24 protein-coding genes are annotated in these 24884 nt (G+C 66.0%); 9 read left to right on the top strand and 15 right to left on the bottom strand.

Going from position 1 to position 24884, the window contains the following annotated elements; genetic code table 11:
- Positions 1-79: 79 nt before the first annotated feature.
- The gene (locus tag ACSQ24_RS07005; RefSeq protein ID WP_436093988.1) at positions 80-1525 is read right to left on the bottom strand and encodes an FAD-binding oxidoreductase; all 1446 of its coding nucleotides are present in this window, start codon (positions 1523-1525) and stop codon (positions 80-82) included.
- 147 nt (positions 1526-1672) lie between these two features.
- Here ACSQ24_RS07005 and ACSQ24_RS07000 point away from each other — a divergent pair, with 147 nt between their 5' ends.
- Positions 1673-2245 carry a thioesterase family protein gene (locus tag ACSQ24_RS07000; RefSeq protein ID WP_436093987.1) on the top strand — a complete coding sequence of 191 codons (573 nt, stop codon included), beginning with the start codon at positions 1673-1675 and terminating at the stop codon, positions 2243-2245.
- 5 nt (positions 2246-2250) lie between these two features.
- On the opposite strand, the gene ACSQ24_RS06995 is transcribed toward ACSQ24_RS07000, so the two are convergent.
- From ACSQ24_RS06995 to ACSQ24_RS06980, 4 genes are all read right to left on the bottom strand, one after another.
- Positions 2251-2844, bottom strand: a complete 594-nt coding sequence (locus ACSQ24_RS06995; RefSeq protein ID WP_436093986.1) for a YdeI/OmpD-associated family protein — start codon at positions 2842-2844, stop codon at positions 2251-2253.
- Positions 2845-2995: 151 nt separating this feature from the next.
- The gene (locus ACSQ24_RS06990) at positions 2996-3796 is read right to left on the bottom strand and encodes a potassium channel family protein (RefSeq protein ID WP_436093985.1); all 801 of its coding nucleotides are present in this window, start codon (positions 3794-3796) and stop codon (positions 2996-2998) included.
- A gap of 46 nt (positions 3797-3842) precedes the next feature.
- A complete protein-coding gene (locus ACSQ24_RS06985) occupies positions 3843-4460 on the bottom strand; it encodes a class I SAM-dependent methyltransferase (protein ID WP_436097838.1) in 618 nt (205 codons plus the stop codon).
- A gap of 263 nt (positions 4461-4723) precedes the next feature.
- Positions 4724-5974 carry a DUF3419 family protein gene (locus ACSQ24_RS06980; protein WP_436093984.1) on the bottom strand — a complete coding sequence of 417 codons (1251 nt, stop codon included), beginning with the start codon at positions 5972-5974 and terminating at the stop codon, positions 4724-4726.
- 224 nt (positions 5975-6198) lie between these two features.
- On the opposite strand from ACSQ24_RS06980, the gene msrB reads away from it, so the two are divergent.
- A complete protein-coding gene (gene msrB / locus ACSQ24_RS06975; protein WP_436097837.1) occupies positions 6199-6636 on the top strand; it encodes a peptide-methionine (R)-S-oxide reductase MsrB in 438 nt (145 codons plus the stop codon).
- Positions 6637-6814: 178 nt separating this feature from the next.
- On the opposite strand, the gene ACSQ24_RS06970 is transcribed toward msrB, so the two are convergent.
- Positions 6815-8467 (bottom strand): acyl-CoA dehydrogenase family protein, encoded by a 1653-nt coding sequence (locus tag ACSQ24_RS06970; RefSeq protein ID WP_436093983.1) that lies wholly within the window; start codon positions 8465-8467, stop codon positions 6815-6817.
- A 257-nt stretch (positions 8468-8724) separates the two neighbouring features.
- On the opposite strand from ACSQ24_RS06970, the gene ACSQ24_RS06965 reads away from it, so the two are divergent.
- Positions 8725-11103 (top strand): ATP-dependent helicase, encoded by a 2379-nt coding sequence (locus tag ACSQ24_RS06965; RefSeq protein ID WP_436093982.1) that lies wholly within the window; start codon positions 8725-8727, stop codon positions 11101-11103.
- Between the two features lie 249 nt (positions 11104-11352).
- Positions 11353-12114: a DUF5343 domain-containing protein gene (locus ACSQ24_RS06960; protein ID WP_436093981.1), complete on the top strand. Its 762-nt coding sequence runs from the start codon at positions 11353-11355 to the stop codon at positions 12112-12114.
- A 326-nt stretch (positions 12115-12440) separates the two neighbouring features.
- Here ACSQ24_RS06960 and ACSQ24_RS06955 read toward each other — a convergent pair whose 3' ends face one another.
- Positions 12441-12857, bottom strand: a complete 417-nt coding sequence (locus tag ACSQ24_RS06955; RefSeq protein ID WP_436093980.1) for a winged helix-turn-helix transcriptional regulator — start codon at positions 12855-12857, stop codon at positions 12441-12443.
- 102 nt (positions 12858-12959) lie between these two features.
- On the opposite strand from ACSQ24_RS06955, the gene ACSQ24_RS06950 reads away from it, so the two are divergent.
- Positions 12960-13715, top strand: a complete 756-nt coding sequence (locus ACSQ24_RS06950) for an SDR family oxidoreductase (RefSeq protein ID WP_436093979.1) — start codon at positions 12960-12962, stop codon at positions 13713-13715.
- A gap of 115 nt (positions 13716-13830) precedes the next feature.
- Here ACSQ24_RS06950 and ACSQ24_RS06945 read toward each other — a convergent pair whose 3' ends face one another.
- The gene (locus ACSQ24_RS06945; protein WP_436097836.1) at positions 13831-14220 is read right to left on the bottom strand and encodes a VOC family protein; all 390 of its coding nucleotides are present in this window, start codon (positions 14218-14220) and stop codon (positions 13831-13833) included.
- Positions 14221-14329: 109 nt separating this feature from the next.
- On the opposite strand from ACSQ24_RS06945, the gene ACSQ24_RS06940 reads away from it, so the two are divergent.
- On the top strand, positions 14330-15277 hold the full coding sequence (locus ACSQ24_RS06940) for a 50S ribosomal protein L11 methyltransferase (RefSeq protein WP_436093978.1): 948 nt from the start codon (positions 14330-14332) through the stop codon (positions 15275-15277).
- Between the two features lie 46 nt (positions 15278-15323).
- On the opposite strand, the gene ACSQ24_RS06935 is transcribed toward ACSQ24_RS06940, so the two are convergent.
- Positions 15324-15452 carry a hypothetical protein gene (locus ACSQ24_RS06935; protein WP_436093977.1) on the bottom strand — a complete coding sequence of 43 codons (129 nt, stop codon included), beginning with the start codon at positions 15450-15452 and terminating at the stop codon, positions 15324-15326.
- A gap of 71 nt (positions 15453-15523) precedes the next feature.
- Positions 15524-15769, bottom strand: a complete 246-nt coding sequence (locus tag ACSQ24_RS06930; protein WP_436093976.1) for a hypothetical protein — start codon at positions 15767-15769, stop codon at positions 15524-15526.
- A gap of 300 nt (positions 15770-16069) precedes the next feature.
- Here ACSQ24_RS06930 and ACSQ24_RS06925 point away from each other — a divergent pair, with 300 nt between their 5' ends.
- The gene (locus ACSQ24_RS06925) at positions 16070-17908 is read left to right on the top strand and encodes an aminopeptidase P family protein (RefSeq protein ID WP_436093975.1); all 1839 of its coding nucleotides are present in this window, start codon (positions 16070-16072) and stop codon (positions 17906-17908) included.
- 219 nt (positions 17909-18127) lie between these two features.
- On the opposite strand, the gene ACSQ24_RS06920 is transcribed toward ACSQ24_RS06925, so the two are convergent.
- The 5 genes from ACSQ24_RS06920 to ACSQ24_RS06900 form a co-directional block, all read right to left on the bottom strand.
- On the bottom strand, positions 18128-19090 hold the full coding sequence (locus tag ACSQ24_RS06920) for a PLP-dependent cysteine synthase family protein (protein ID WP_436093974.1): 963 nt from the start codon (positions 19088-19090) through the stop codon (positions 18128-18130).
- A 20-nt stretch (positions 19091-19110) separates the two neighbouring features.
- The gene (locus ACSQ24_RS06915; RefSeq protein ID WP_436093973.1) at positions 19111-19410 is read right to left on the bottom strand and encodes an AzlD family protein; all 300 of its coding nucleotides are present in this window, start codon (positions 19408-19410) and stop codon (positions 19111-19113) included.
- Positions 19407-20117 (bottom strand): AzlC family ABC transporter permease, encoded by a 711-nt coding sequence (locus tag ACSQ24_RS06910; RefSeq protein ID WP_436093972.1) that lies wholly within the window; start codon positions 20115-20117, stop codon positions 19407-19409. The genes ACSQ24_RS06915 and ACSQ24_RS06910 overlap by 4 nt, the downstream gene beginning before the upstream one ends.
- Positions 20118-20127: 10 nt before the next feature.
- Positions 20128-20991, bottom strand: coding sequence for an AraC family ligand binding domain-containing protein (locus ACSQ24_RS06905; protein WP_436093971.1), 864 nt, complete (start codon positions 20989-20991; stop codon positions 20128-20130).
- 144 nt (positions 20992-21135) lie between these two features.
- Positions 21136-22350, bottom strand: a complete 1215-nt coding sequence (locus ACSQ24_RS06900; protein WP_436093970.1) for an MFS transporter — start codon at positions 22348-22350, stop codon at positions 21136-21138.
- An 82-nt stretch (positions 22351-22432) separates the two neighbouring features.
- On the opposite strand from ACSQ24_RS06900, the gene ACSQ24_RS06895 reads away from it, so the two are divergent.
- Together ACSQ24_RS06895 and pepT are read left to right on the top strand one after the other, a co-directional pair.
- Positions 22433-23476 carry an AraC family transcriptional regulator gene (locus ACSQ24_RS06895; RefSeq protein WP_436093969.1) on the top strand — a complete coding sequence of 348 codons (1044 nt, stop codon included), beginning with the start codon at positions 22433-22435 and terminating at the stop codon, positions 23474-23476.
- Between the two features lie 96 nt (positions 23477-23572).
- Positions 23573-24802, top strand: coding sequence for a peptidase T (gene pepT / locus ACSQ24_RS06890; protein WP_436097835.1), 1230 nt, complete (start codon positions 23573-23575; stop codon positions 24800-24802).
- The last annotated feature ends 82 nt before the right edge of the window (positions 24803-24884 follow it).

Genomic DNA, 24884 nt, shown 5'->3' with positions numbered 1-24884 from the left:
ACGGCCCGATCATGCACGCAAGTCGCGGCAGGATCACGACATTCTTGTGGGTAATACCGCTCGACAACGCGGTTGGATGTCACAAGGCGATGATCTTGCCCGGATTGAGGATGTTCTGCGGGTCGAGCGAGCGTTTGATCAGCCGCATCACTGCGAGGGCGGCGGGACTGTGCTCGATCTCGAGGTACTTCATCTTCTTCTGGCCGACACCGTGCTCGCCTGTGCAGGTGCCGCCCATGGCGAGCGCCCGCTTGACCAGCCTGTCGATGAAGGCCTCGCAGCGCGCGACCTCGTCGGGGTCGGCGAGATCGACCAGCGGCTGGGTATGGAAATTGCCGTCGCCGACATGGCCGACGATCGGCGCGATCAGGCCGGAAGCCTCGATGTCGCGCTTGGTCTCGTCGACGCATTCGGCCAGCCGCGATATCGGGACGCAAACATCGGTCGCGACAGATTCCGCCCCAGGGCGCAGCGCCCGCGCCGCCCAATAGGCGTCGTGCCGGGCCTGCCACAGCTTGGAGCGGTCCTCCGGCCTGGTCGCCCAGTCGAACGCGCCGCCGCCGAATTCGGCCGCGATCTCGCCGAAGCGCTCGGCCTGTTCCGTCACGCCCTCGTCCGAGCCGTGGAACTCGACGAACAGCATCGTCGTCTCCGGCAGGCCGAGCTTGGAGTGCAGGTTGACGCCGCGCATCATCACATCGTCGACCAGTTCGATCCGCGCCACCGGCAGGCCGGACTGGATCGTCATGATCGTCGCATCGCAAGCCGCCTTCACCGAGGGGAACGCGCAAACGCCGGCCGAGACCGCTTCCGGAATGCCGTGCAGCTTCAGCGTCACTTCAGTGATAATGCCGAGCGTGCCTTCCGAGCCGACGAGAAGGCGGGTCAGGTCATAGCCGGCCGAGGATTTGCGCGCCCGGCTCGCCGTCTTGACGATGGCGCCGTCGGCCATCACCGCGGTGAGCGCGATGACGTTGTCCTTCATCGTGCCGTAGCGCACGGCATTGGTGCCGGAGGCGCGGGTCGCCGCCATGCCACCGATCGAGGCGTCGGCGCCTGGGTCGATCGGGAAGAACAGGCCCTGGTCGCGCAGATGCTCGTTCAGCTCCTTGCGGGTGACGCCGGCTTCGACCGTGCAGTCGAGATCCTCGGCATGGACGGCAAGGACACGCTTCATCTGCGACATGTCGATGCAGACGCCGCCGAACGGCGCGTTCACATGCCCCTCCAGCGACGTCCCCGTGCCGAAGGCGATGACGGGAACCCCGTGCTTGACGCAGAGTTTCACGATCGAGGCCACCTCTTCGGTGCTCTCAGGATAGACGACCGCGTCCGGCGGCTGGTTGGGAATCCAGGTCAGCGTATGGCCATGCTGCTGCCGAACGGCGAGGCTGGTGACGAGCCGATTGCCGAACAGTGCCGCCAGCTCCCGCGTTATCGCAGCAATGGCTTGCGGCGACGGCGGCAGCTTTGCACTACGAGCAGGGGTGGGCTGAGATGCGGAAGCAGTAGAAGGCATTGTCATGGCTTGAGAACTTCGCCTAGTCTGGAATGGTTCGGCCTATGGAGCAGCGGCTCGTGTTGTTGTCACGCGCCACGCCCGCGCCGGCAAGAGGCGGCAGCGCAGAGCCGCCCACGCATCGACGGGACAAAAGGACGAAAGGAGGCGCCGATGCCGGACAAAATTCGCACGACCGCCCTGTTCTTCGCTCCCTTCGTCTCGTCCCCGATGCGGGTCGAGCCGCAATGGATCGACTATAATGGCCATCTCAACATGGCCTATTACCATGTCCTGTTCGATCGCGCCGTCGACGAGGTCTTCTCACTGGTCGGCCTCAACCAGGACTATGTCGAGACCCGCAAGGCCTCGTTCTTCTCGGCCGAGTGCCATGTGCTCTACAAGCGCGAGCTGACGGCCAGCGACCTGGTGCGCGTCACCGCGCAACTCATCGCCTTCGACGACAAGCGCCTGCACTATTATCTCGAAATGCGCCATGCCAGCGAAGGCTGGCTCGCCGCGACCTCCGAGAATCTGTCCCTGCATGTCGACATGGCGACCCGCAAGGTCACGCCCTTCCCGGCCGACATCCTCGCCAATCTCGCGATCATGAAGGCGGCGCATGCGCAGATGCCGCGCCCGGCCACGGTCGGCCGGATGATCGGCATGCCGGAGAAGAGTGCGATCACGCTCAGTGCACCGGCCGAGGATCAGGAAGCGAAGCGCGAGGCGGAGACACGGCACTAGCCCTTCTAGCGCTGCGGATAGATCGTCTCGCCGCGCTTGAGCATCTCGACGAAGGCCGCGATCTTCTTCCTTCTCCCGGCTTCCGTCTTGAGATTGTGGACGCGAAACGCCAGGGCAAAGCGGTTCTGTCCGCTCAGCTTCGACAGCATCTCCCGGGCCAGGGGTTCCGCGTCGATCGCAGCCTGGAGATCGTCGGGGATCTTCAGATTTCTGCCGGCGCCATAGGCGCGCGCCCATCGGCCATCGGCTTTCGCGGCATCGACCTGCATCAGGCCGTGCCTGGTCATGCGCCCCTCCGTGATCAGGCGGGCGACGTTGTCGACATTGATCTGGCTCCAGATGCTTCTGGCGCCCCTCGGAGTGTAACGCTGCAGAAAGCTGCGCTCGTCGAGGCCCTTCCTGACGCCGTCGATCCAGCCCCAGCAAAGCACGACATCGATCGCCTCCTTGGGCGTGATCGATCGCAGGCCGGACGAGAGCTTGTGGATCTTGATCCAGACTTCGTCCGCCTGGTCATGGTGCTCGCCAAGCCAGTCGTAGAAGCGCGAGGCATCCTCGAATTCCCGGACCTTTTCAGGATTGACCTCAACCGGCGCCATCACCGCTCCAAAATTCTCAGACTGACCGGAAGGCCGAATACCCCTTTAGATGTCAAAGTGGCTCGCTCATGTCAGCACTCCTGCTCCCGCAGGATCAAGCGTCGGATCGCCTTCTACAAGACGTCGAGACCACCGGGCCGAGGCCAGCCAATTACTCGTCGTCGTCCGGTATCTTAAGGACGTGGCCGCAGGCCTTGCAGTGCACGGCATCGGGTTCGTGGCGCTGCAGCGCGCATTGCGGACAGGGAAAGGTCACCTTGTGCGGCCGGAACACGGCCTGCGCCAGCCGCACGAACAGCGAGATGCCGATGATCATCACCACGATAGAGGTCATCTTGCCGGCGATGCCCGGCAGGGTGATGTCGCCGAAACCGGTCGTCGTCACCGTCGCGACGGTGAAATAGAGCGCCTCGACATAGCCCTCCAGCCCGGGCCGGCTCATGAAGAAGAAGGTGTAGACGAAGCCGCTGACGACGAAGAGGAAGGTCGCAAGGTTGACCAGAGCCTTGGCGACGTCCTCCCAATCGCGATAGCGCGTCTGGCGCAACTGCGCCCACACCAGGCCGCGCTGCGACAGCGACCAGAGCCGGAGGATGCGCAGGAAGCCGAAATTCTCCAGCCATTGCGGCGCCAGCAGGGTCGCCAGGATGAAGAGGTCGAGCAGCATGGTGGGCTGACGCAGCAGCCGCAGCATGTTCGAGGAGGCGAGGAAGCGCGCCGCGATCTCGGCGGCGACGATGATGGCGACCGCATAGTCGAGCCAGAGGAATTCCGGCCGGTCGCGCAGCAGCGGCGTCGCGATGAAGAAGCCGATGATCAGGAGGTCGACGATCAGCGTCGCGACCTGGAAGCGCAGCGCCGCCGGGCTCCGCCCGTGATAGAGCTGCCGAAGCCGATCGCGCAACGAAGGACGTCCGTCGCTGCTCTCTTCGCGGTCGGCGGTCTCACTCATCCTGCTGGCGTAGCAGTGCAGCAGCGGCAGCGTCCAGCCCCGGCGATCACGCCGGCCTGATCGCCACGGCCTGCACCGAATAGCCGCCGAAGAGCCGCGTGGAGCCACCGATGACGCCGGTCTCGGCACAGAGCTCGATCACCACCGCGTCGAGATCCTTGCGCGGGGTGACGTGGAACAGCGCCAGCCAGCGGTTCAGTACAGCCCTGAACGGCGCGGGCAGATGCGCCTGGTCGCCGAAGTCGACGATGTGCAGCGAGCCACCTGGCGCGACGACGCGCATCGCCTGCGCGAGCGCCTCGCGCCAGGGCGGAATCATCGAAAGTGCATAGGAGATCACCACCCGCTCGAAGCCGGCACGGCCGAACAGCGCCTGCGGGTCGAAACTGGTCGCGTCGGCCTGTGCCAGCGTGATCCGGTCGGCAAGTCCGGCCTTGACGACTTGCTCGCGCGCCGTGCGCAGCATCTCTTCGGAAACGTCGAGCCCATAGCAGCGCGCCTGCGGGTAGCGCCGGGCGATCTTGATCAGGTTGCGCCCGGTGCCGCAGCCGATCTCCAGCACGGTCCCGCCCGGGGGCGGCTTCAGCCCGGCGATCAGCCCGTCGCGGCCGAGCAGATAGAATTTACGGGTCGCGTCGTAGATGTGCCGCTGGAAGCGGTACATCCGGTCCATCAGTCCGGCGGCGTTCGGCAAGGCAACAGCTTGGAAGGCTTTCTCGTGGTTGCCGGCAGGCGCTGGCCCTCCCCCCGCTTGCGGTGGGGAGGGTTGGGTGGGGGGCAGCGCCGCTTGGTGAAAGTTGGAAGAAGGCCCGAGCCCCGCTTTCCGTCCCCCCATCCCTAACCCTTCCCCACCGCAAGCGGGGGGAAGGGGACGCGCTTCTCCATCGTGCGGCCGCCCGGCGGCGTCCTGCCTGCCCTTGACCGCACTCACGCGGCCGCTCCGCGGACATAAAGATGGAAGGCGCCGTAGATCGAGGAGCGGTCGCGCGCGCCGAGCTCGCGGCTGCGCGTCTCATCGTAATGCCATTGCGACAGGATCGCCTCCGGGACCCGGCCGGGCAGCAAGCGCTCGTCGGCGGCGGTGCGGAAGATCACGCGCGCGCCCGGCGCGGCGCTGCGGGTGACCTGTGTCCACAGCGCCGTCAGTTCGCCATCATTCATCCAGTCCTGCGCATCGAGCAGCACGAAGCCGTTGCAGCTCTCGGCCGGCTGTTGTTCGAGGAAGGCGGTGATCGCGCTCTGATGATAGGCGACTCTAGCTGCGCGCGCCCGCACCGTCTCGAAATTGCCTTGCTCCAGATAGGGCGGCACAGCCGCGTCCGGCTCCGGCCCGTAGCCACGCCCGAAGGCCTGCCAGGCGAAATAGTTGGTCTTCAGGTCGAAGCCGCAAGCGAGCCGTTCCAGCCGATGGCGCAGCACCGCGCGGATGCCGGCATCGTCATCGGCGGCGAGCGCCTTGTACTGCGCCGGCGGAATGCCGAGCCCGTAGAGCGAGGCCGGCTGGCGCACCAGCCAGCGCACCAGCTTCTTGTCGAAGACCGGCGCCAGATGCCGGTCGAACAGCGCCCGCTGCTCGTCCATCGTCGTCGCCTGCAGCATGACCCTGGGGTCACAGCCGAGACGGCGCGCCAAGAAGTGCCCGGTGCCGATGAAGCGGCCGAGCAGGCCGTAACGGTAGAAATTGCGGGCGAAAAGTTCGATCCGGCGGCGGCCGACGAGGTTGCGCCCGTCCCAATAGGCCCGGCTGACCGCATCGAGCCGCGGCGCGATCAATTGGTCATAGGTCTCGACATTGGCCTTCGACTGCGCCTGCCCGAAGAAGCGGCGGAAAATCGCGTGATCGTCGATCTCGCGCAGGGCCGCGAGCTTGAGATGCCCGAGCGCGATATGGGCGCCGTTGAGGTCGATCGCGCTGATCTTGGCAGGATTGGCGGTGAGGTAGGAGAGGATGTTGCAGGAGCCCGAGGCGATGGCGACGAGATGGTCGTCCGGCTGCAGTGCCAGCGCCTCCATGTCGACGACCGGGTCTTCCCAGATCTGCGGATAGACCAGGCCGGAGAAGGCGAGCGTGAACATTCGCTCCAGCAGGCCGGCGCGCGAGAGCGGCTTGCTGCGATGGACGGCAGTGGTCAGGCCGAGGTTCGTGGTGCGCTTCACCGCGCGGATCGTCTGCGTCACGAGGCCCTCGTTTTGCGCCCGTTGCGATGGCGAGCCGACTAGAGGAGTCGCGTGACGGTTGGGTGACGCGGCTGGCCGGCGGAGAAGAGGCTGGTCGCGACAGAACGCAAACGTGAAACAGGCCGCGTTGCGTGAGGCTGAAATCAGGAAGACAAATCCCCATATCTCGCGCGACAATCCCGACAAGACAGCGCGGAAAGGAGCCTCGCATGGGCCTGATGGACATGTTCGCCAAGGGTGGGAACGACACCGGCAAGCCGGAGCGCGAATTCCCCTTCCAGCTCAGCGATGCTGAGTGGCGCGAGAAGCTGACGCCCGAGCAGTACCGGGTCCTGCGTGGCCATGGCACCGAGCGGGCCGGCTCCTGCGCGCTGAACTTCGAGAAGCGCGCCGGCACCTTCTCCTGTGTCGGCTGCGGCCAGAAGCTGTTCCGGTCGCACAAGAAGTTCGAGAGCGGCACCGGCTGGCCAAGCTTCGACCAGCCGCTGGAAGGCGCGGTCGAAGAGAGCGTCGACCACAGCTTCGGCATGCGCCGGGTCGAGGTCCACTGCGCCAATTGCGGCGGCCATCTCGGCCACGTCTTCCCCGACGGCCCGCCGCCCTCCGGCCTGCGCTACTGCATCAACGGCGTGGCGATGGATTTCGAGGCGGAAGCGGGGTGAGGCTCGCCCCGGGAAAGTAAGGCGCGAGGAACCCTTCTCCCGAGTGGGAGAAGGGCAGGGATGAGGGCCTGCCCTATCCGCAGAAGGCACAACGGAGCCGTCGCGGTCCAATAATCAGCGGCGGTCCCTCACCCCTGCCCCTCTCCCATCCGGGAGAGGGGTTCCCCGCGCTCTCCCTTCAAACCTCCGGCAGCGCCCGCCGCGCCAGCGTCGCCGCATCGACCGCCAGCGGCAGGTCGCCGAAATGGCCGGACCAATGACCGCCGAGGCGCGTCGCGACGAAGGCGTCGGCAACCGCGTGCGGCGCATGGCGGATCAGCAGAGCGCCCTGCAGCATCAGCGCCAGCCGCTCGGTCAGCAGGCGCGCCTGGCCCTCATGGCGGATGAGCTCGTGCAGGTCGTTGTCCAGCGCCTGCAATGCCGCATCGTAGCGCCGGTCCTGGCCGGAGACGGCGTGGAACTCGGCGCGCAAAGCCTGCAACGAGCCCGGTTCGCGCTCGAGCGAGCGCAGCACGTCGAGGCAGATGACGTTGCCCGAGCCTTCCCAGACCGAGTTGAGCGGCGCCTCGCGATAATGCCGCGCCATCGGATTTTCCTCGATGAAGCCGTTGCCGCCATGGCATTCCAGCGCCTCGACCACGACCGCGGGCGTGCGCTTCGCCACCCAGTACTTCGCCAGCGGCGCGCCGATCCGGGCCAGCAGCTTCTCGCTCTCCGACTGCTCCTGCCGATCAACGGCGGCGAAGAGCCGGAAGGCGAGCCAGGCGGCGGCCTCCGCCTCGATGGCGAGGTCGGCGAGGACGTTCTGCATGATCGGCTGGTCGATCAGCTGGCGCTGGAAGGCGGTGCGATGCTGGGCGTGATGGCCGGCGAGCATCACAGCCTGCCGCATCAGCCCGGCCGAGGCAGCCGCGATGTCGAGCCTTGTGTTGTGGTTCATCGACAGGCCGGTACGCAGGCCCCTGCCCGGCTCGCCCAGCATATGGCCGATCGCCCCCCTGAACTCGACCTCCGAGGAGGCGTTCGAGCGGTTGCCGCATTTGTCCTTGAGGCGCTGGATCGCGATGCCGTTGCGCTCGCCATCCGGCCGCCAGCCCGGCACGACGAAGCAGGAGATGCCCTCCTCATTGCGCGCCAGCGTCAGGAAGAGGTCGGAATGCGGCACCGAGAAGAACCATTTCTGCCCGTGCAGCGAATAGGTGCCGTCGCGGTTGTCATAGGCGATGGTCTGGGTCTGGCGCAGATCCGAGCCGCCTTGCGTCTCGGTCATCGCCATGCCGACGGTCGCGCCAGCCTTGTCCGCGGCCGGTCCTTGGCTCTTGTCGTAGGTCTTCGAGGAGATCAGCGCGCCCCACTCGGCCCAGCGCGCCCGGTCCTGCTTCAGCACCGGGATCGCCGAATAGGTCATCGAGATCGGGCAGCAGATGCCGCTCTCGCAGCCATACCAGAGATATTGCAGGGCGGCCCGCGCCACCTGCGCCCCCGGCCCCGGCCGGTTCCAGGCGAGCGCATGCGTCTCCTGGCCGATGGCGCGGGCCATCAGCGCGTGCCAGGCCGGATGGAACTCGATCTGGTCGATCCGGTTGCCGAAGCGGTCATGGCTGCGCAATTCCGGCCCATGCCGGTTGGCAAGCCGCGCCATCTCGATCGTCTCAGCCGCCCCGACCGTGCGGCCCGCCTCGTGTAGCCGCTCATCCGCCCAGCCGGCGTCGAAGGCCGCGATGGCGGCCCTCAGCACCGGGTCGGCGGCATAGGCGTCGTAGTCCTGCAGCGGCGGCACCTGATTGGTGACCTGATGGGCATGCCCCGGCGATGATCCTGCTGACGGCATCGGGCGCTCCTGCAATCTAAACTCCTTCAGCCCTCATCCTGAGGAGCCATTTCGTCAGAAATGGCGTCTCGAAGGATGCTCCAGTCGCCTCCCGAACCCCCTGGACCATCCTTCGAGACGCGGGCTTCGCCCGCTCCTCAGGATGAGGGCTCACGGAGTTTGGCTTGGACCATCCGTTCCTCCACAGCATGATCCAGCAATCGCGCGCGCGACACCCTATATTGACCGCAGAACGAATCACGATCGAGCCGTCAACTTTGTCCGACCACACGACCTCCGCCCCCTTGCCTCGCCCCGGCGGCCTCGCATCGCGCGCGGCGGCGCAGCCGGCGGCCGGCTATCTGCAGGGCCTCAATCCGGAGCAGCGCCTGGCGGTCGAGGCGACGGATGGGCCCGTACTGGTTCTGGCCGGTGCCGGCACCGGCAAGACCCGCGTGCTCACCACCCGCATCGCCCATCTGATCGCGACGGGCCGCGCCTTTCCCTCGCAGATCCTGTCGGTGACCTTCACCAACAAGGCGGCGCGCGAGATGAAGGAGCGTGTCGCCCATCTCGTCGGCCCGGTCGCCGAAGGCATGCCCTGGCTCGGCACTTTCCACTCGATCTCGGCCAAGCTGCTGCGCCGCCATGCCGAGCTGCTCGATTTGCGCTCCGACTTCACCATCCTCGACACCGACGACCAGATCCGCCTGATGAAGCAGGTGATCCAGTTGGAAGGGATCGACGAGAAGCGCTGGCCCGGCCGCATGCTGGCCGGCTTCATCGACTCATGGAAGAACCGCGGCCTTGCGCCCAAGGACGTGCCGCCGGGCGAGGCCGGTGTTTTCGCGTCCGGCAAGGGTGGCAAGCTCTATGCCGCCTATCAGGACCGGCTGAAGACGCTGAACGCCGTCGATTTCGGCGACCTGCTGCTGCACTGCCTGACGCTGTTCCGGACACATCCGGACGTGCTGGCGAGCTATCACGAGCGCTTCCGTTACATCCTCGTCGACGAGTACCAGGACACCAACGTCGCCCAGTATCTCTGGCTGCGTCTGCTCGCTCAGGGCCGGCGCAACATCGCCTGCGTCGGCGACGACGATCAGTCGATCTATGGCTGGCGCGGCGCCGAGGTCGACAACATCCTGCGCTTCGAGCACGATTTTCCGGGCGCGACCGTGGTCCGGCTCGAGCGCAATTATCGTTCGACCGGCCATATCCTCGCCACTGCCTCCAAACTGATTGCTCGAAACGAAGGCCGCCTCGGCAAGACCTTGCGCACCGAGGACGAGCCCGGCGAGAAGGTCACCATCACCGGTGCCTGGGACAGCCAGGAGGAGGCCCGCCTGATCTCCGACGAGGTCGAGGCGATGCAGTCCAAGGGCGAGAACCTCGCCGAGGCCGCCATTCTCGTGCGCATCTCCGCGCAGATGCGCGAGATCGAGGAGCGGCTCATTCATGTCGGTGTGCCCTATCGGGTGATCGGCGGCCCGCGCTTCTACGAGCGCGCTGAGATCCGCGACGCCATGGCCTATCTGCGCTGTGTGGTCTCGCCGACCGACGACCTCGCCTTCGAGCGCATCGTCAACGTGCCCAAGCGCGGGCTGGGCGACGCCACGATCCAGATCCTGCACAATCATGCGCGGGCGACCGGCTTCTCCCTGCTGCAGTCGGCGAGAGCCGTGGTCGAGAGCGACGAGCTCAAGCCCAAGGCCCGCACCTCCTTGCGCGAGCTGGTCGAGGCCTTCGGCCGCTGGTCGGCACGGGCTGAGAGCATGCAGCAAGGCGAGCTCGCCGAGCTGGTGCTTGAGGAATCAGGCTACACCGAGATGTGGCAGAAGGACCGCTCCGCCGACGCCGCCGGCCGGCTGGAGAACCTGAAGGAGCTTGTCCGCTCGCTCGACGAGTTCCCCGATCTGCCGGCCTTCCTCGAGCACGTCTCGCTGGTGATGGACGCCGACAGCGGCGATGGCGGCGCCCGCGTCTCGATCATGACGCTGCACGCCGCCAAGGGGCTGGAATTCGACACCGTCTTCCTGCCCGGCTGGGAGGAAGGGCTGTTCCCGAGCCAGCGCGCCCTCGACGAAAACGGCCGCGCCGGCCTCGAGGAGGAGCGCCGCCTCGCCCATGTCGGCCTGACCCGCGCCCGCAAGCGGCTGAAGCTCTTTTTCGCCTCGAACCGGCGCATCCACGGCCTTTGGCAGTCGAGCCTGCCCTCGCGCTTCATCGACGAATTGCCGGAAGACCATGTCGAGGTCGTCCAGGCCGCCTCGACCTACAGCCAGGGCGGCTATGGCGCCTCGCGTTTCGAGCGCATGGAGAGCTTCGGCTCCTCCTACCAGACGCCGGGCTGGCAGCGGGCGCAGGAAAACAAGGCCAAGTTCAATTCGGGCGGCGGCTCGGGCTTCTCCGACGCCGGCCAGCGCGGCTTCGGCCAGGGGACCGGCTTCGCCAGCCGCCAGCGCGGCCCGATGCTGATCGAGGGCGAGCTGACGGCGAAATCGACCGGCACCTCGGCCTTCGACGCGGGCGCCCGGGTCTTCCACATCAAGTTCGGCCCCGGCTCAGTGGCGAGCGTCGACGGCAACAAGCTGACCGTCGATTTCGACAAGGCCGGCAGGAAAATGGTGCTGGATAGCTTCGTGCAAAAAACCTAGCGATATTTTTGACGGTCATGCAGAAAGCCACAAAAAACATTTTGCATCAGATATTTGCGCTGGAAAAAACACTGCAGAAAAAATACCGGAAGCGAAACCGGAAGGAAAAACAAAAAGAATAAGCAGGTCGCAACAGAGGCGAATTCAGAGCTTCTGTAAATTTTTCTGCGCTGAACCCCTTTCGGCTATTGACGCTCTGCGCTGTGTCGCAGTAAGCAGAAGCGTGCAGTCAGCGCTGGGAGGGAGACCGTGAGCGACAAGCCTAAGGTGATTTCGCCGCCCTATGCGACGTTTGGTTCTTTTCTTGGATTTCTCAATAAACTGCGAGACACCGTCGTTCCGGGGCGAATTGATCCGTCTGTTTTTGGCAACGCCTCCGGCAGCATATCTTACAGTGTAATTGCGGCACTCAAATTTCTTAAACTTATAGATGACGCCGGAATTCCATCCGAGAGATTTACTTCTCTTGTTGAATCATCAGATGACGAAAGAAAATCCCTTCTCAGAGAAGTTATTACTCAAGGATACCCCTCTTTATTCAAAGACAGCGTCAATTTGAGGACTATAACTGCGGGTCAATTCGACGAACACATTAGAAATGAATTTGATGTCCAAGGATCGACGGTCGATAAGATAGCTGCCTTTTTTATATCTGGCGCAAAAATGGCAGAAATTACGCTTTCGCAGCATCTGCTAGCAAGAAAAACGGTTTCTGCTTCCTCCAATAATAAGAAAGCTGCCAAACATAAAAGGCGAGATGAGACCCATCCGCCGAATGAACATGCTGCAACTCAAAATACGAACAACAGCAGCCCGGCCGCCCCTCCGATGAAGTACCATCCTTTTGTTCAGGGGTTGCTGGACGAAATTCCAGAGACTGAAAAATTCTCTGAATGGTCGGTGGAAGATCAAGCCGAGTGGCTCCGCGCCGCAGCGGGGATATTCAAACTGCTTTCGAAGTCCAAGGGACGCATTACTATTTCGATCACCGAAAATGATGGCGGCAGCTGATAATCAGCCACCGCCAAAAAGAGCTCCAGCTTAGCGCGGCATACCTGCCAGGGGACACGCGCGAAGCACGACCCCGGAGAGAAAGGAGAGGCGCGATGTGGCACATCGCCCGGACAACATCGGTAAGCCGCTAGCAGCGGCCCAACCTTTCCTGCCCCTTCCAAAAGGGTAAGGAGCGTCTGCGAGGTGCAGGTCCAAACTGCGCTCCGCAGACGTGCATTTTTTCTACGCCCTGTCTCCGACGTCGTCAAGAAAAGTGCTGATTTCCCGACAACGGTCCATTGCTATTTTGAGTATCAAGAAGCAGCGCAGGGCAATTGGCGCCCCTACCTCTCCTCCCGCTCCCGGAACGCCTTCCGCGCCGCCGAGACCTCGGCGTAGTAGATCTCGGCCCAGCTCCACACCCCGCAGAACGCCGCGCTGAGCTCGCAGCCGAGATCGGTCAGCGTGTAGTCGACATGCGGCGGGATCACCGGGTGGACGGTGCGGACGACCAGCCCGTCGCGCTCCATCTCGCGCAGCGTCTTGGTCAGCATCTTCTGGCTGATGCCGCCGACCGCGCGCCCGACCTCGGTGAAGCGCAGCGTGCCGCGCTCCTCCAGCGCCTCCAGCACCAGCATCGTCCATTTGTCGGCCACCTGCGCGATGACCTGGCGCACCAGCGACTCGACCGCGGGCGACACCGGCGGGATCGCCTCGCTGCGCTTGTGCATCACCGCCATGGCCTCGCGGATCGCATGCATCTGACACTCTCCTTTTGGTGCGTATCGAACTTTCGGGAGCCTTCTTTCCGATGAAGAGTATCGACGCCAGCTGATGGTCCGCAACCAGGAAAGGGATTTGCGATGAACATCACCGGCAACACCATCCTGATCACCGGCGGCGGCTCCGGCATTGGCCGCGCGCTCGCTGAGGCCTTCCACAGGGCCGGCAACCAGGTGATCATTTCAGGCCGGCGCGAGCGGCTGCTCGAGGAGGTGACGACGGCCAATCCGGGAATGGAAGCCCTCGTGCTCGACATCCAGGACAGGGACGATGTCGCTGCCTTCGCCCGGCAGGCGATCGAAAGCTTTCCGGAGCTCAACGTCGTCATCCACAATGCTGGCATCATGCGCAGCGAGGCGGTCGCAGCCGGCGATTTCCTCGGCACGGCCGAGGAGACAATCGGCACCAACCTGCTCGGGCCGATCCGGCTGACCGCCGCCTTGCTGCCGCACCTGCTGGCGCAGCCGCGCTCGGCGATCCTGACCGTCTCCTCCGGCCTTGCCTTCGTGCCGCTGGCGACAACGCCGACCTATAGCGCGACCAAGTCGGCGATCCATGCCTGGTCGATGGCGCTACGCGAGCAGCTGAAGAAGACATCGGTCGAGGTCATCGAGATCGCTCCTCCTTATGTCCAGACCGAACTGCTCGGCCCGCAGCAGGCGGTCGATCCCATGGCGATGCCGCTGCCGGAGTTCACCAGCGAGGTGATGGCGCTGCTCGAAAGCGCCCCGGCCACGGGCGAGATCATCGTCGAGCGCTGCAAGCCGCTGCGCTTCGCCGCCGAAAACGGCCAGGTCGCGGCGGTCTTCGCTCAGCTGAACGCGCAACACGGCTGAGCGCCGGCCGTCATTGCGAGCGTATGCGAAGCAAACCAGGAGGGCTCGCTCGACGGCTCCCTGGATTGCTTCGTCGGCTTCGCCTTCTGCGCAATTGCCGGGTCAATTGCGGCGCCTACTCCGCCTTGTGGCAGCAGATGCAAAGCTTGTTGCCCTCCGGATCGCGGAAATAGGCGCCGTAATAGTCGGGATGATAATGCGGCCTCAGGCCCGGCGGCCCTTCGCAGGACCCGCCATTCGCCAGCGCCGCGGCGTGGCTGCGATCGATCGTCGCCCGGTCGTCAGCGAGGAGCGCGATCATCTGGCCGTTGCCCGTCGTCGCCGGCTCGCCGTCGAAGGGCTTGGTCAGGAAGAAGAATGGTCTTCCGCCATCCTGATGCTGCCACCCGGCCAATTTTCCCGGGTCGAGGAAACGCCGGCGATGGCCGAGCGCCTCGAACAGGTTGGAGTAAAAGTGGAAGGAGCGCTCGAAATCATTCGCGCCGATCGTGACATGCGAGAGTATGGCGGATGTCTCCGGCCCAGGTTGCGCGGCAGCTTAGGCCGCACCGCAAGCTTGCCAAGTCCTCCCGACAACGAATGACAATCCTCATGGGCCCTGCTAATTCCCCGCCATGCGCGAAGGCCTTCTGCCATCGACGGTCGCGACCGTCCTCGAACTTGAAACCAGCGGCGACAAGGCGCGAGCCCTGACCGAGCTGCTCGGCGAGGTCTTCGACCCGACCGAGACCGCAGTCTCCGCGTTCGAGGTCGAGACCGGCGTCACCACGCTCTCGCTCAACGCCCCGTGGAAGGTCGAGATCTATTTCGCGACGCACCCGGACGAGGACGCCGTGCGCGACATGCTGCGCCCGATCGTCGGCGACAGCGTCGATTCCACCCCGTTCACGACCGTCAACCAGAAGGACTGGGTCGCAACCAGCCTCGAAGGCCTGCAGCCCGTGCGGGCCGGCCGCGTCCTCGTCCATGGCTCGCATGATCGCGAAGCGGTGCGCATCAACGATGTCGCCATCGAGATCGCGGCGGCGCTCGCCTTCGGCACCGGCCATCACGGCACCACGGCCGGCTGCCTGCTCGCGCTCGATGCCGAATTGAAGAAGCGCCGGCCGAAGCACGCCATCGATGTCGGCACCGGCACGGGCATTCTGGCGCTGGCGCTCGCCAAGCAGGTCAAGCGCAAGGTCGTCGCCGGCGACATCGATGCGATCGCGGTCGAGGTCTCGGCTCACAATGCCCGGATCAACCACGCGCCGCAGGCGCTCGATCTTTATGTCGCGCCGGGCCTGCGCCACGCCAAGGCGAACCGGCCGCGCCATTTCGACCTGATCTTCGCCAATATCCTGGCCGGCCCGCTGCGCAAGCTCGCGCCCGCGATCGCCCGCGCATTGTCGGACGACGGCACGGTGATCCTTTCGGGGTTGCTGGAGATGGACGTCGCCGGCGTGGTCTCGGCCTATCGCCATCAGGGCGTGGCGCTGGCGCGGCGCACCTCGCGCGAGGGCTGGGCGACTTTGGTCATGAAAAGAGGCGGCGCAGCCACCAGGCCACGCCGCCTCTACTAGGCCCTACGCTTTGAGCAACGGCGACGGGTCTCGCCGCCGTTACCGCTCAGAAGCCGAGATGGCCGTACTTCTCTTCGGCCTGCGCCTGCATGGCGCGGGCATCATGCCAGACGGCCGCAGCGAACTTGGCGGCGTCGACGATCGAGTCATAGGTGTGCTTGATGATGGCGATCATGATCTTGGTTCCTTGTTGGTTGCGCGCGGCGCGGTTCGCGGCCTGCGGCGCTTGACGTTCAGCGGTTGCAGTCAACGATTGAACGGCAGCTCGGCGTCGCTTTTCAGCGTCGTCGCCGGGAAGCCGCCGAGCACCAGCTCGCTCTCGCGCACCAGATAGCTATGGGCGCGCAGCTCACGCATCGCCGAACGGCGACGGCTCTCGATCATCGCGGCATAGAGGCGCTGCCAGAAGCCCTGGCCGGCGGTCTTCTTGTCCGTCGTCTCGGCGCGTGTCGCGGCCGGCAGGACGTCGGTGGAATTCAGCACATAAGTCATAGGGTCTCTCCTCAGATCACGAAGGACAGTCCCGGTCGCTTCCTCGTTCTCTTATGCGACTAAGATGGACCCTCTTCGCACTTGCGAGAAGATACGTTCGCATATGCACAACATGCAAGAAACGCATAACGGAAACAGAAATCCGTTAACGACTGCGCATACCGCATAACCAAGAGGCAATCCGCTCAAATGCGAGCCAATGTGCGCCTGCTTCGAAAGCAGAGGCGAAACGGCAGTTTTGCACTGGCCTTTCAGGGGCACCGAGGCGAGCATGGCTGAAATCCAGCCTCAGAGCCCGACATGACCGAATCGCGATCGAAAGCCGCCTGCCGCTTCCAGTCCTTCTCCGAGCCGAGCGACCCGACGCAGGTCGCGCCGCGTGTCGCGGCACTACGCGCCGCGCTGGCGAAGCAAGGCCTCGACGGCTTCATCATCCCGCGCGCCGACGAGCACCAGGGCGAGTACGTCCCCGCCCATATGGCGCGCCTTGCCTGGCTCACCGGCTTCACCGGCTCGGCCGGCAACGCAATCGTGCTCGCCGACAAGGCAGCCCTGATCGTCGACGGCCGCTACACCATCCAGTCGGCGGCGCAGACCGACACGAGCGTCGTGACACCGACCAAGATGGAGGAGACGCCGCTCGACAAATGGGTCGAGGCCAACCTGCCGGCCGGCGGCAAACTCGGCTACGATCCCTGGCTCCATACCGTCGATGGCGTCGCCAAGCTGGAGAAGGGCACCGCCGCGGCCGGCGGCATGCTCGTCCCGGTCACGCCGAACCCGATCGATGCGCTCTGGAGCGACCGCCCGGCGCCGCCGACCGCCCCAGTCAAGGCGCATCCGGCCGCCTATGCTGGTGAGAGCAGCGCCGACAAGCTCGCTCGTATCCAGAAGGAGCTCGCCAAGGCCAAGGTCGATGCGCTCGTCCTATCGGATCCGCACGCGCTGGCCTGGGCCTTCAACATCCGCGGCGGCGATGTCGAGCACACGCCTCTGCCGCTCGGCTACGCGATCGTGCCGCGCGAAGGCCGGCCGACCGTCTTCCTCGCGCCGGAAAAGATCACCAACGAGGCCGGCGACGCCATCGGCGCGCTCGGCGAGATCGCCCCGCCCCAGGCGCTCGAACAGCAGCTCAAGGCGCTCGGTGCAGCCAAGGCCAAGGTCCGGCTCGATTCCAGCACGGCAGCTTCGGCGCTCGCCACGCTGATCCGGGATGCCGGCGGCACGCCGGACGCCGGCACCGACCCGATTGCCCTGATGAAGGCGAAGAAGAACGAGGCGGAGCTCAACGGCAGCCGGCAGGCGCATTTGCGCGATGGCGCGGCGATCGTCCGCTTCCTGTCCTGGTTGGCGCGCGAGGCGCCCAAGGGCGAGCTGACCGAGATCGACGCTGTCGCCGCGCTGGAAGCCGAGCGGCTGAAGACCGGTGAATTGCGCGACGTCTCCTTCACCACCATCGCCGGCGCCGGCCCGAATGCGGCCCTGCCGCACTACCGCGTCACCGAAGCGAGCAATCGCCGGATCGAGCCCGGCATCTTCCTGGTCGATTCCGGCGGGCAATACGAGGACGGCACCACCGACATCACCCGCACCATGGCGGTCGGCGAGCCAACGGCCGAGATGCGCGACCGCTACACCCGCGTGCTCAAGGGCCATCTTGCGATCTCGCGCGCGGTCTTCCCGAAGGGGACGTCCGGCGCCCAGCTCGACGCCTTCGCCCGCGCCCCGCTCTGGCAGGCCGGGCTCGATTTCGACCATGGCACCGGCCATGGCGTCGGCAGCTACCTCTCGGTGCATGAGGGGCCGCAGCGCCTCTCCAAGCTCGGCACCACGCCGCTCGAGCCGGGCATGATCCTCTCGAACGAGCCCGGCTACTACAAGGAAGGCGCCTACGGCATCCGCATCGAGAACCTGATCATCGTCGAGGAGCGCCAGATCCCCGGAGCCGAGCGCACCATGTACGGCTTCGAGACGGTGACCTGGTGCCCCTATGAGCAGGCGCTGATCGACCTCTCGCTCCTCGATGAGGGCGAACTCGCTTGGATCAACGCCTATCACGCCCAGGTCTGGAGCAACCTCGCCCCGCTGGTCGAGGGCGAGGCGAAGGCCTGGCTGGAGCAGGCGTGCCTGCCGTTGTGAGGAGGACGCACCCCACCCTTCCTGGCAAGGTGACGCGAATATCCGGATGCAGAGTGCGGGGAACCCTTCTCCCGTGTGGGAGAAGGGTAGGGATGAGGGCCTGCCCTATCCACAGAAGGTACGACGGTGCCGTTGAGCTTCAATGAGCGGCGGCGGTCCCTCACCCCTGCCCCTCTCCCATCCGGGAGAGGGGTTCCTCGCGCTCTTTCCTGCAGCCAGTTACCCCCACAGATCCGTAGATAAGTACTTCAACCCGGAATCGCAGATGAGGACGGCAATCGTCTTCCCCGCCTCAGCTCCACGCAGCAGCTGCAACGCCGCAGCGACATTCGCCCCGGCCGAGAAGCCGCCGAAAATCCCCTCATGCCGCGCCAGCAGCCGTGTCATCTCGCGCGCCTCCTCGCCGGTGACCTGCAGGTAACCGTCGACCGACCCATCCTTCAGGAAGGCGAGATCGGCCATCGCATAGCCGCCGCCCTGGATCGGATGGTCTGGCCTGGTGACTGCCTCGCCCGCCGCGGCAGCGGCCCCGGCCGGCTCGACGACATAGCAACGCACAGCCTGGCTGCGCTCTTTCAGCGCCTTGGTCACCCCGGCATAGCTGCCGCCCGAGCCGATGAAATCAACGAAGGCGTCGATGGTCCCGCCGCTCTGCTCCCAAAGCTCCGGCCCGGTCGTGCGGTAATGCGAAAGCCAGTTGCCGTCGCGGTGGAACTGGTCGGCACGGAAGGCGCCGCGCTCCCTGGTGATCCGCTTCGCCTCCTTGTCGACGAGATCGAGATCGCCACCCGAGACCTGTCCCGGCACCGAGCCCGGCAACTGGTCGACCAGCACCACTTCCGCGCCCAGCGCCCGCATCATCCGGGCGCGCTCCTCGGAATTGCCCTTCGACATCACGGCGATGAAAGGATAGCCCCTGATCCCGCAGACGATCGCAAGCCCGGTGCCCATATTGCCCGAGGTGAGCTCGACCACGGTCTGCCCCGGCTTCAGCGTGCCCGACGCTTCCGCCTCCGCGATGATGCCGAGTGCAGCCCGATCCTTCTTCGAGAAGCCGGGATTGAGGTAGTCGAGCTTGGCGAGGATGGTGCCGCTGGCGCCGAGATGACGCGTCAAGCGATCGAGCCGGACAAGCGGTGTGCCGCCGATGGCATCGACGACGGAATCCATCACGGCTCGCATGCGCTTCCTCCCGGCCGGCCTCAGGCCACCATGCGCAAGGCAACCACGGTCGCGACACCGACGGCAACCACGCCGAGCAGCGGCAGACGCGTTGCCGCCAGGCCGCAGACCAATGCTGCGACCGTCTCCGGCCAGCCGGTCGCCAATGCGCTCGGCGCGATCACGGCGATCAGCACAGCTGGCGGAATCGCGTCGAAGGCGGCCTGCGCTCGCAGCGAAAGGTTGAGTCGGCCGACGAGGGCGAGCCCCGCGATGCGGGTGAGATAGGTCACCAGCGCCATGCCGAGGAAGGCGGCGAGATTGATCGGATCGAGGCTCATTCGGCCGGGCTTTCGATGGGTTTCTCGGCGAGATCGCCCGCGGCGATCCAGGCGGCGGCAAGGCCGCAGAGTGCACCTGCCAGCACATGCCAAGGCGGCCCGGCGAGCTTGTAAGCCAGCGCCGAGGCGAGGCCGGCCGCGGCGACGGTCCAGGCGGTGACCCGCCCCTTCCAGAAAGCGGCGGTCAGCGCGATGAACAGCGCGGTGAAGGCGAAGTCGGCGCCGTAGCGCTTCGGGTCGCCGAGGGCAGCGCCGATGATCGCGCCCGTCGTCGAAGTCGTCAGCCAGCCAAGCACGAACGGCACGATCATGGCGAACCAGTAGGCCGGCGTCACCGGATGGGTTCGGGCCCGCTTTTCTGCCAGCGCCCAGTTCTCGTCAGCCATGTAATACAGCCCGCCGAATGTCTGGGCGGTCGAGAAGCCCTTGAGCTTCGGCGCGATCGAGGCGCTCATCAGGATGTGGCGGGCATTGATCAGTGCCGTCGAGAACACCAGCGCGACGATCGGCGCCGGACTTGCCCAGAGCTCCACAGCGGCGAATTGCGCCCCGCCGGCGAAGACGAGCACGCTCATCAGGAAAACTTCGAGCGGCGAGAGCCCCTTGCCGGCCGCGAGCGCGCCGAAGAGCAGGCCGATCGGCACGGCCGCGAGCGCCGCCGGCCAGATGTCATTCAGCCCGGCCCGGGCTTCGTCTTTCCAACTCATGGTCTGTCCATCAGCCGTGATGGGCGGCGCGGAAGACGCCCGGCGTCACGCCGAGCCTCGCCTTGAAGGCGCGGGTCAGATGCGCCTGGTCGCAGAACCCGGTGGCGGCCGCGACCGCGCCGGGGGATTCGCCGCGCCGCAGCCGCTCGCGCGCACGGCGGACGCGGACATCGACGAGATAGGCATGCGGCGTCAGCCCGGTCTCGCGCCGGAAGGCCCGGATCAGATGATGCCGCGGCAGGCCCGAGCGCTGCGTGAGGTCCGCCAGCGACAGGTCTTCGTCATAACGCTGCTCGAGCAGCTCCCTGGCCTGCGCGATCGGCCCACGCTCCCGCCCGACATCGCGCACGGAAAGATCGGCATGGCGCGACAGGCACCAGCCATAGGCGCGCAGCAGGCCTTCCTCGCCGGCGAGCCCATCCCCGCCCTCCTCCAGCGCGCGATGCGCGTCCGAGAACAGGGCCGACCCTTCCGGGTCCTGCACGGTCGGTTCGGGAAAGAAGGGCGTGCCGATCGTCTCGTCGCCGGTGAGCGAGATCGCGACCTCGCGCATCAGCTCGATCGTCGGATAGGTCATCCGGTAGCGATAGCCGCCCTCGCTCGGCGCGCCGTCATGGACGTCGAGCGGATGGTTGAAGACGAGGTCGCCGGTGCGGGCAAAGAGCGTGCGGCCGCGCGCATGCCAGAGCTCGCAACCTTCCAGGATCGTGCCGACCGCGAAGGTCTCGTGGGCGTGCGGCGAATAGGTGTGGGTCGAGAATTTTGCCGACAGGCACTCCAGCCCGGCAAAGCGCGCTGCCGTGAACAGGCGGGCATGCTCCCCCACCTGGAGCGGCATCTCCAGCAATGCATCGCCTTGGCTGATCAGATCCATGGCGCAAGATAGAGCGGAAGCCAGCCTGCGTGTCTTGAAGAAAAGTGATGGCGACGATCACGCCAGCGCGCTTTCCGTTCGGCTGCAGGCAGCCGAACGATGAGAATTCGCGCCAACGCAAGGCCCTTCGCCATTCTGTCGGTCTCAGGGGCTCGGCGGCTCCTTGCCGGCGACAAGCACCAGGAGCGCGCCGGCAAGCGTCGCCACCGCCATATAGCCGATCGGGCCGAGGCCGCCGACATGGTTGACCAGCAGGCCGCCGAGCACCGCGCCGCTGGCGATCGCGACCAGGAAGGCCGCCGTCACGAGCCCGCTCGCCGATTCGGCATGGTCAGCCGCGACCCGCACCATCCAGGTCTGGAAGCCGACCGGCGCGAAGCCGAAGGCGAAGCCCCAGAGCGCCACCGCGATCCCGGCGACGATCGGCGAAGCGCCGAACTGGAGCATGACCAGCGCCAGCACGCCGATCGTCAGCGCGAACGAGACGATCGCGAGCTTGACGCCACGTCCCACGACCGCGCCGCCGGCGAAATTGCCGATGACGTTGCCGACGCCATAGCCGAGCAGGACGAAAGTGATAGCCGTGACGCCCAGCTGCGGAGCCTGTTCGAGAAACGGTCGGATATAGGTGAAGCCGGTGAACTGGCCGGAAATGATGACGAGGACCGAGATCAGCATCAGCCGTATGCTGGGACGCAAGAGCAGCTCGCCCAGCGTGCCGAGCCGCGGCGTCGTCTGCGACGGCAAGGGCGGCATCGTCGTCAGCAGCGCCAGCAGGGCGACGCCGGCCAGGCCGGCTGACAGGCCGAACACCATGCGCCAGCCGATCAGCGCGTCGAGATAGGCGCCGAGCGGCCCACCCCCGATGAAGGCGGCCGAAACGCCGGCCGAGATGAGCGCCAGCGCCCGCGGTATGGACTGCGCCGGGACGAGCCGCAGCGTCAGCGCCGGCGCCATCGACCAGAAGCCGCCGAGGGCGATGCCGAGCAGGAAGCGAGCCGCGAGCAGCATGGCAAAGCCATTGGCCATGGCCGTGACCAGGCTCGACAGCGCCAGGAGCGACAACAGCGTCCAGAGCACCAGGCGCCGGTCGAAGCGGCTGGTGAGGATCGGCGTGAAGATCGCGGCGGCGACGCCGACCAGCGAGGTCACGGTGACGGTCTGCCCGGCGGCGCCGACGCTGATCGAGAGATCGGCAGCGATCGAGGTGAGGACGCTGGCGGGCAAGAACTCGGCGCTGACCAGCGCGAACACACCCATGGAAAGGGCGAAGACCGCCGGCCAGGCAGCCTCGGTCCGCTCCTCGGGCACGCTGCTGACGAGTTCGGGATCGGCTGTGGCTGACAAGGAATTCGACATGGGTCGCTCCAAAGAGGCCGAAGAAGTTCGGACACCGGAGTTAGGCGTGACCGCCTGGAGCTTCCATGCTAGAAAACCCGGCATGCTTGACCAATCGTCCAGAAGATCGGCGCCTGATCCGCTCTCGGAGATGCTGCGCGGCCTGAGGCTCGAAGGCGTCGACTATGCCCGCTACCAGATGACGGCGCCCTGGGGCCTGCTGTTTCCGGCACAGGCTGCGGCGCGCTTCCACTTCATGGCTGAGCGCGGGTGCTGGCTGCGCACGCCGGAGGACGACTGGGTCCGGATCGAGCAGGGCGACGCCGTGCTGATGCCGCGCGGCGCCGAGCATGCGCTCGCCAGCGAGCCCGGCGCCTGCGCGACCCCGCTCGGCAAATGCCAGGTCAAGAGTTTCTGCGGCGAGATCGCCGAAGCCCGCGGCGGCGGTGGTGAGGGCGAAGCGACCCTGTTCTTCAGCGCCAGCCTGAACTTCAACGTCGATGCCCAGCACCCGCTGCTGCGAATGATGCCGGAGCTGATGTGGGTGCATGAGATGGCAGTGCACGAGCCGGCGATTCCGCCGCTGCTCAGCACCATGTCGTGCGAACTTGCCCTTGATCGCGTCGGAGCCGGCGGCATCCTGACCCGCCTCGCCGATGTCGTCGCCGCCGCCCTGATCCGCTCCTGGGTCGAGCGCGGCTGCGGCAACGCGACCGGCTGGGTCGCCGCCGCCCGCGACCCCGATATCGGCCGCGTCCTCGCCGCGATCCACCTCAATCCGAGCGAGGACTGGACGGTCGATGCGCTCGCCAAGGTGATGCACGCCTCGCGCTCCGCCTTCGCCGAGCGCTTCGCCAGCGTCGTCGGCGAAACGCCGGCGCGTTATGTCGCGCAGGTCCGGATGCACCAGGCCAGGCAATGGCTGGAGCGCGACAAGCTCAGGATCACCGCCGTCGCCCGCCGCCTCGGCTACGATTCGGAAGCCTCCTTCAGCCGCGCCTTCAAGCGGGTGATCGGCAAGCCGCCGAGCCATTTCCGCGCCATGGAGCCGCCAGCCCCAGCGGCACGGCCGGTCGACGCCTCCCCTGCCGGTGGGCTTCCCGTCATTGCGAGGAGCGAAGCGACGAAGCAATCCAGGGAGACGTAGAGTGCTGCCGCCCCTGGATTGCTTCGCTGCGCTCGCAACGACGGCCATATTTTGCTGACCTGCTGCTTCCGGCCGCGAGAGACACCGCCAATGACCATGCCCATCCGCCAGCAGCTGATCGAGCGCTTCTTCCGCTATCTCTCGGTCACCAGCCAAAGCGACATCAGGGCGACGACGCTGCCGAGCACGCCGGGACAGCAGCAGCTCGCCGAATTGCTGGCCGACGAATTGCGCGCGCTCGGCCTCGACGACGTCGCCATCGACGACCGCGCCACCGTCACGGCGCGAAAGCGCGGCACCGTGGCGAGTGCGCCGCCGATCGGCTTCATCGCCCATCTCGACACCTTCGATGCCGGCCTGTCGCCAGAGATCCGCCCGCAGCTCCTGCGCTTCGAAGGCGAAGACCTCTGCCTCAACCGCGACCAGGACATCTGGCTGCGGGTCGCCGAGCATCCGCAATTGGGCGACTGGATCGGCTCCGAGATCATCGCCAGCGACGGCACCAGCGTGCTCGGCGCTGACAACAAGGCGGCGATCACGGTGATCATGACCCTGCTCGCCAATCTCGGCCCGCAGGATGCCCATGGCGACATCGTCGTCGCCTTTGTCCCGGACGAGGAGATCGGCCTGCGCGGCGCCAAGGTCCTCGACCTCGCCCGCTTTCCCTGCGATTTCGCCTACACGATCGACTGCTGCGAGCTCGGCGAGGTCGTGATCGAGAATTTCAACGCCGCAGCCGCCGAGATCGCCCTCACCGGCGTCAGCACCCATCCGATGTCGGCCAAGGGCGTGCTGGTGAACCCGGTGCTGATGGCGCAGGACTTCATCAGCCGCTTCGACCGCGCGCAGACGCCGGAGAACACCGAAGGCCGCGAGGGCTATGTCTGGTTCAACGCCATCACCGCCAATGCCAGCGAGGCCAGACTCGGCGCGCTGATCCGCGATTTCGACAGGGCAAGCCTCGAGGCACGCAAGCGCCGCATCGAGGAGGTCGCGAACGAGATCGCCGCGCTTTATCCGACCGGCCGCGTCGAGTGCCGGGTGAGCGACACCTATGGCAACATCCATGACAGTCTCGGCGACGACCACCGCCCGGTCGAATTGCTGTTCGGCGCGCTGGAGGCGCTGCAGATCCGGAAGAAGCAGATCCCGATGCGCGGCGGCACAGACGGCGCGGCGCTCTCCGCGCGCGGCCTGCCGACGCCGAACTTCTTCACCGGCGCCTATAATTTCCACTCGCGCTACGAGTTCCTGCCGGTCCCGGCCTTCGAGAAGTCCTATGAGGTGGCGCGGATGATCTGCACGCTGGCGGCGGAGCGGAGCTAGGCGATCGGTGGCTTATCCCTTCTCCCCTTGCGGGAGAAGGCGCGGGATCCCCTCTCCCGTGTGGGAGAGGGGTAGGGGTGAG

This window comes from Allobosea sp. LjRoot237 (genome assembly GCF_964253285.1).
Taxonomy (GTDB): Bacteria; Pseudomonadota; Alphaproteobacteria; order Rhizobiales; family Beijerinckiaceae; genus Allobosea.
The sequence above is the reverse complement of the archived record's forward strand: the minus strand, read 5'-3'. Positions and strand labels throughout refer to the sequence as shown.